The sequence below is a fragment of the Kineococcus vitellinus genome (assembly GCF_009906315.1).
GTDB classification, from domain to species: domain Bacteria; phylum Actinomycetota; class Actinomycetes; order Actinomycetales; family Kineococcaceae; genus Kineococcus; species Kineococcus vitellinus.
Genome location: NZ_JAAALL010000284.1, coordinates 1 through 5,709, shown reverse-complemented (window position 1 = coordinate 5,709; position 5,709 = coordinate 1). Strand labels below are relative to the sequence as shown.

Below are 5,709 nucleotides of genomic sequence, written 5' to 3'. Positions count from 1 at the left end.
ATCGAGCTCATCTGGAAGGCGCTGGAGGCCCACCCGGGCACCGAGGTCACCGTCGACCTGCTCGAGCAGGTCGACGGTGACCTCGGTGCCCGGGTGGGCCTCCAGCGCCTTCCAGATGAGCTCGATGTCGCTCTGCTCGACGACGGCCGCCAGCAGCCCCTGCTTGCCGGCGTTGCCGCGGAAGATGTCGCCGAAGCGGGGGGCCAGGACGGCCCTGAAGCCGTAGTCGCGCAGGGCCCAGACGGCGTGCTCGCGGCTGGAGCCGGTGCCGAAGTCCTTGCCGGCCACCAGGACCGAGCCGGGGCGGTAGGGCTCCTGGTTGAGCACGAAGGACGGGTCGCCGCGCCAGGCGGCGAAGAGGGCGTCCTCGAAGCCGGTCTTGGTGACGCGCTTGAGGTAGACGGCGGGGATGATCTGGTCGGTGTCGACGTCCGTGCGCCGCAGCGGGACTCCCACACCGGTGTGGACGGTGAACTTCTCCACGGCTGGCTCCTCCAGGCTCGGGCGGGCGGTCAGGCGACGGGTGCGGGGGCGGGTTCGAGGTCGGCGGGCGAGCTGAGCGTGCCGCGCACGGCGGTCGCCGCGGCCACCAGCGGGCTCACCAGGTGGGTGCGCCCGCCCTTGCCCTGCCGGCCCTCGAAGTTGCGGTTCGAGGTGGACGCGCAGCGCTCGCCGGGGGCCAGCTGGTCGGGGTTCATGCCCAGGCACATCGAGCAGCCGGCGAAGCGCCAGTCGGCGCCGAACTCCTTGAAGACGACGTCGATGCCCTCCGCCTCCGCCTGCAGGCGCACCTTCGCCGAGCCGGGCACGACCATGACGCGCACGCCGTCGGCCTTGCGGCGCCCGCGCACGACCTCGGCCGCGGCGCGCAGGTCCTCGATGCGGCTGTTGGTGCAGGAGCCGATGAAGACGGTGTCGACGGCGATCTCGCGCATGGGGGTGCCGCCCTCCAGGCCCATGTACGCCAGGGCCCGCTCGACGCCCTGGCGCTCGCCGTCGTCGCCGATCCGCTCGGGCACCGGTACGGAGCCGGACAGCGGGACGCCCTGGCCGGGGTTGGTGCCCCAGGTGACGAAGGGCTCCAGGTCGGCGGCGTCGAGGACGACCTCGGCGTCGAAGACGGCGTCCTCGTCGGTGCGCAGCGTGCGCCAGTACGCCACGGCCGCGTCCCAGTCGGCGCCCTGCGGGGCGTGCGGGCGGCCCTGCAGGTACGCGAAGGTCGTCTCGTCGGGGGCGACCATCCCGGCGCGCGCACCCGCCTCGATCGACATGTTGCAGATCGTCATCCGGCCCTCCATCGACAGGGCGCGGATCGCCTCGCCGCGGTACTCCAGGACGTAGCCCTGGCCGCCGCCGGTGCCGATCTCGGCGATGACGGCGAGGATGACGTCCTTGGCCGTCGTGCCGGGCCGCAGCGTGCCGTTCACCGTGACGGCCATCGTCTTGAACGGCTTCAGCGGCAGCGTCTGGGTGGCCAGGACGTGCTCGACCTCGCTGGTGCCGATGCCCATCCCCAGCGAGCCGAACGCGCCGTGGGTGGAGGTGTGCGAGTCGCCGCAGACGACGGTCATGCCGGGCTGGGTCAGGCCCAGCTGGGGGCCGACGACGTGCACGATGCCCTGCTCGGCGTCGCCGAGGGGGTGGATGCGCACGCCGAACTCGGCGCAGTTGGTGCGCAGGGTCTCCAGCTGCTTGGCGGAGGTGCGGTCCTCCAGCAGCGACAGCGGGCGGTCGATGTCCGCGGTCGGGGTGTTGTGGTCCTCGGTGGCGATCGTCAGGTCCAGGCGGCGCACGGGGCGCCCGGCCAGCCGCAGGCCGTCGAAGGCCTGGGGGCTGGTGACCTCGTGGAGCAGGTGGAGGTCGATGTAGAGCAGGTCCGGCTCGCCGTCCTGCCCGCGCCGGACGACGTGGTCGTCCCACACCTTCTGCGCCAGCGTGCGTCCCACGGTGCGTTCCCTCCCTCGACTGCCTGGTCTCCTGGATCGACGCTTGCGTCTCATCACTTGAGACGCCAGTATCGCTCCGTGGACAAGACTAGCGGAGTCGGGGTGCTCGACAAGGCCGTGCAGGTGCTGACCGCCCTGGAGGCGGGCCCGGCGAGCCTCGCGCAGCTGGTGACGGCGACCGGGCTGGCCCGCCCGACGGCGCACCGGCTGGCCGTCGCCCTGGAGCACCACCGCCTCGTCGCGCGCGACCTGCAGGGCCGCTTCGTGCTCGGCGGCCGGCACGCCGAGCTGGCCGCCGCCGCCGGCGAGGACCGCCTCGTGGCCGCCGCGGGGCCGCTGCTGACGGCGCTGCGCGACGCCACCGGCGAGAGCGCCCAGCTCTACCGCCGCCACGGCGACCACCGCGTGTGCATCGCGGCCGCGGACCGCCTGCACGGACTGCGCGACACCGTGCCGGTGGGCGCCTCCATGACGATGCTGGCGGGCTCGGCCGCGCAGGTCCTGCTCGCCTGGGACGACCCCGAGCGGCTGTCGGTGGAGCTGCTGGGCGCCCGCTTCGACGCCGCCGCCCTCTCCGGGGTGCGCCGGCGCGGCTGGGCGCACTCCAGCGGCGAGCGCGAGGCGGGCCTGGCCTCCGTGAGCGCCCCCGTGCGCGGCCCGTCCGGGCGCGTGGTGGCCGCGGTGTCCGTCTCGGGGCCGGCCGAGCGCTTCGGCCGCCACCCCGGGCGCCGGCACGCCGACGCGGTCCTGGCGACCGCCGAGGCGCTCACGGCGGCGCTGCGGCCGGTCGCGCCGCCCAGCCGGCCCACCGTGCCCGCCTGAGCGGGCGGCGGGCACGCAGAAGGCCCCCGGTCGGTGACCGGGGGCCTGGTGAGTAGCCCCGACGGGATTCGAACCCGCGCTACCGCCTTGAGAGGGCGGCGTGCTAGGCCGCTACACAACGGGGCCCTAGCTGCCTCGTCCAGCGGTGGACGAGAGCGGTCCAGGTGGGCGACCGGCGGACCGGACGCTTGCTGGTGAGTAGCCCCGACGGGATTCGAACCCGCGCTACCGCCTTGAGAGGGCGGCGTGCTAGGCCGCTACACAACGGGGCCCTAGCTCGCTCATCCTGGAGGACGAGCGCCGTGCGCTGGGGTACCAGGACTCGAACCTAGACTAACTGAACCAGAATCAGTCGTGCTGCCAATTACACCATACCCCATGGTGATCTCCCGGCCGGCGAACCGCCCGGGTGCGTCGCAGACTCTACCGGCTCCCGACGCCGCTTCCCAAATCGGCACCGCCGCCCGGGACCTGAGGTCCCGGGCGGCCGGCCCTCAGCCCAGCGTCGCCCGCAGCCGGCGCAACCGCGCCAGCGAGGAGCCTCGCCCGAGGATCTCCATCGACTCGAACAGCGGCGGGGAGACCCGCCGGCCGGTGACGGCCGTGCGCAGCGGGGCGAAGGCGAACTTGGGCTTGACGCCCAGCCCGTCCACGACGGCGGCGCGCAGCGCGGCCTCCACGGCCGGCGTGCTCCACTCCGCCAGCCCCTCCAGGGCCGCCAGCGAGGCGTCGAGGACGTCGGCGGCCTCCGGGCGCAGCGCGCCCGTCGCGTCCGCCTCCAGGACGACGTCCTCGTCGGCGGTGAAGAGGAAGCCGAGCATCCCGGGGGCCTGCCCGAGCAGCGTCATGCGCTCCTGCACCAGCGGGGCCGCCAGCGCCAGCCGCTGCAGCTGCTCCCCGCTCGGCTGCGCCGGCAGCACCCCAGCGGCCTGCAGGTAGGGCACCAGGCGCTCGCGGAAGTCCTCCGGCGCCAGCAGCCGCAGGTGGGCGGCGTTGATCGCCTCGGCCTTCGCGGGGTCGAAGCGGGCCGGGGAGGCGTTGACGTCGGCGACGTCGAAGGCGGCGACCATCTCCTCCACGCCGAAGACGTCGCGGTCCTCGGCGAGGCCCCAGCCCAGCAGCGCGAGGTAGTTCAGCAGGCCCTCGGGCACGAAGCCGCGCTCGCGGTGGTGGAAGAGGTTGGACTCGGGGTCGCGCTTGGACAGCTTCTTGTTGCCCTCGCCCATGACGTACGGCAGGTGCCCGAAGCGCGGGACCGCCCGGGCCACCCCGATGTCGATGAGCGCCTCGTACAGCGCGATCTGGCGGGCGGTGGAGCTGAGCAGGTCCTCCCCGCGCAGCACGTGGGTGATCCCCATGAGCGCGTCGTCGACGGGGTTGACCAGCGTGTAGAGCGGCTCGCCGTTGGCGCGCACCAGCACCGGGTCCGGGAAGGAGCCGGCCTTGAACTCGATGCGCCCGCGCACGAGGTCGTCGAAGGAGTAGTCGCGGTCCTGGGGCACCCGCAGGCGCAGGGTGGGCTCGCGGCCCGCCTCCCGGAACGCGGCGACCTGCTCGGGGGTCAGGTCGCGGTCGAAGCCGTCGTAGCCCAGGGCCTTGGAGCGCCCCGCCGCCTCGTGGCGGGCCTCGATCTCCTCGGCCGTCGAGAACGACTCGTACAGGTGCCCGGCCTCGAGCAGGCGGCGCACGACGTCGTCGTAGAGGTCGCGGCGGCGGCTCTGGCGGTACGGCTCGTGCGGGCCGCCGACGTCGATGCCCTCGTCCCAGTCCAGGCCGAGCCAGCGCAGCGCCTCGAGGATCTGCGCGTAGCTCTCCTCGCTGTCGCGGGCGGAGTCGGTGTCCTCGATGCGGAAGACGAGCTTGCCGCCGGTGTGGCGGGCGTAGGCCCAGTTGAAGAGGGCCGTGCGGACGAGGCCGACGTGCGGGGTGCCCGTGGGCGAGGGGCAGAAGCGGACCCGGACGTCGGAGGCGGGGGCGGGAGTCTCAGTCATGGCCCGCCCAGCCTATTGCGGCGCGCCGCCGCCCGGGTCCCGCGCGGGCTCGCGCGGGCTCGCGCTCAGTCCTGCCCGGGGGCGAGGAAGGGCGTCGACAGCACGCCGATCCCCTCGACCTCCACCTCCACGCGCTGCCCGGCGCGCACCGGCCCGACGCCGGCGGGGGTCCCGGTGAGGATGACGTCGCCCGGCAGCAGGGTCATGGCCTGCGAGACGTGGGCGACGATCGCGGCGACGTCGTGGACCATGAGCGAGGTCCGCCCGTCCTGGACGACCTCGACCTCCTCGTCGGCGCCGGCGCCGGTGATCCGGCGGGTCTCGATGCGCACGTCGGCCGGGTCCAGCTCGGTCTCGATCCACGGCCCCAGCGGGGTGAACCCGTCGGCGCCCTTGGCGCGCCACCACTGCCTGTCGGACTCCTGCAGGCTGCGCGCGGTGACGTCGTTGGCCACGGTGTAGCCGTAGACCACCTCGGGCACCCGCGCGAGCGGCACGTCCTTGCACAGCCTGCGGATGACGACGGCGAGCTCGCCCTCGTAGTGCAGCTCCTCCCCCGCCCAGGCGGGGATGACCAGCGGGTCGCCGGGGCCGGCCACCGAGGTGTTGGGCACGGTGAACACCAGCGGCTCGGCGGGGACCTCGTTGCCGAGCTCGGCCGCGTGCGCGGCGTAGTTGCGGCCGATGCCGAGGACCTTGGAGCGCGGGATGACCGGGGCCAGCAGCCGGGCGTCGACGAGCGGCACGCGCTCGCCCGTCGGGTTCAGCGGCGTGAACAGCGGGTCGCCGGAGACGACGAGCAGCTCCTCCTCGCCGGGGGCGCCCTCGACGACGGCGTAGCGCGGGTCGGAACCGCCGGACGAGAACCTCGCGATGCGCATGCGGCTCACCCTAGTGGCCGCCCGCGCGCCCTCCCCGGGGCCCGGCGGGGGGCCCGGGGAGGCTCACGC

The 5,709-nt window shown here is 74.4% G+C and carries 5 protein-coding genes and 3 tRNA genes; 1 reads left to right on the top strand and 7 read right to left on the bottom strand.

Annotation, left to right across the window (positions count from 1 at the left end):
- A partial coding sequence (gene leuD / locus GTQ99_RS19010) for a 3-isopropylmalate dehydratase small subunit (protein ID WP_166617286.1) occupies positions 1-483 on the bottom strand: 483 nt, incomplete at its 3' end.
- Positions 484-512: 29 nt separating this feature from the next.
- Entirely contained in the window at positions 513-1,946 is a 1,434-nt protein-coding gene (leuC, locus tag GTQ99_RS19005) for a 3-isopropylmalate dehydratase large subunit (protein ID WP_166617285.1), read from the bottom strand.
- 78 nt (positions 1,947-2,024) lie between these two features.
- Between leuC and GTQ99_RS19000 the strand changes: the two genes are divergently transcribed.
- Positions 2,025-2,768: an IclR family transcriptional regulator domain-containing protein gene (locus GTQ99_RS19000; protein WP_166617284.1), complete on the top strand. Its 744-nt coding sequence runs from the start codon at positions 2,025-2,027 to the stop codon at positions 2,766-2,768.
- A 53-nt stretch (positions 2,769-2,821) separates the two neighbouring features.
- On the opposite strand, the gene GTQ99_RS18995 is transcribed toward GTQ99_RS19000, so the two are convergent.
- From GTQ99_RS18995 to GTQ99_RS18975, 5 genes are all read right to left on the bottom strand, one after another.
- Positions 2,822-2,894: transfer RNA gene (locus GTQ99_RS18995), tRNA-Glu, on the bottom strand.
- 73 nt (positions 2,895-2,967) lie between these two features.
- A tRNA-Glu gene (locus tag GTQ99_RS18990) sits at positions 2,968-3,040 on the bottom strand.
- Positions 3,041-3,075: 35 nt separating this feature from the next.
- Positions 3,076-3,147, bottom strand: a tRNA-Gln gene (locus tag GTQ99_RS18985).
- 115 nt (positions 3,148-3,262) lie between these two features.
- The gene (gene gltX / locus GTQ99_RS18980; RefSeq protein WP_166617283.1) at positions 3,263-4,759 is read right to left on the bottom strand and encodes a glutamate--tRNA ligase; all 1,497 of its coding nucleotides are present in this window, start codon (positions 4,757-4,759) and stop codon (positions 3,263-3,265) included.
- A gap of 65 nt (positions 4,760-4,824) precedes the next feature.
- Positions 4,825-5,640, bottom strand: a complete 816-nt coding sequence (locus GTQ99_RS18975) for a fumarylacetoacetate hydrolase family protein (RefSeq protein WP_166617282.1) — start codon at positions 5,638-5,640, stop codon at positions 4,825-4,827.
- Between the last annotated feature and the right edge of the window lie 69 nt (positions 5,641-5,709).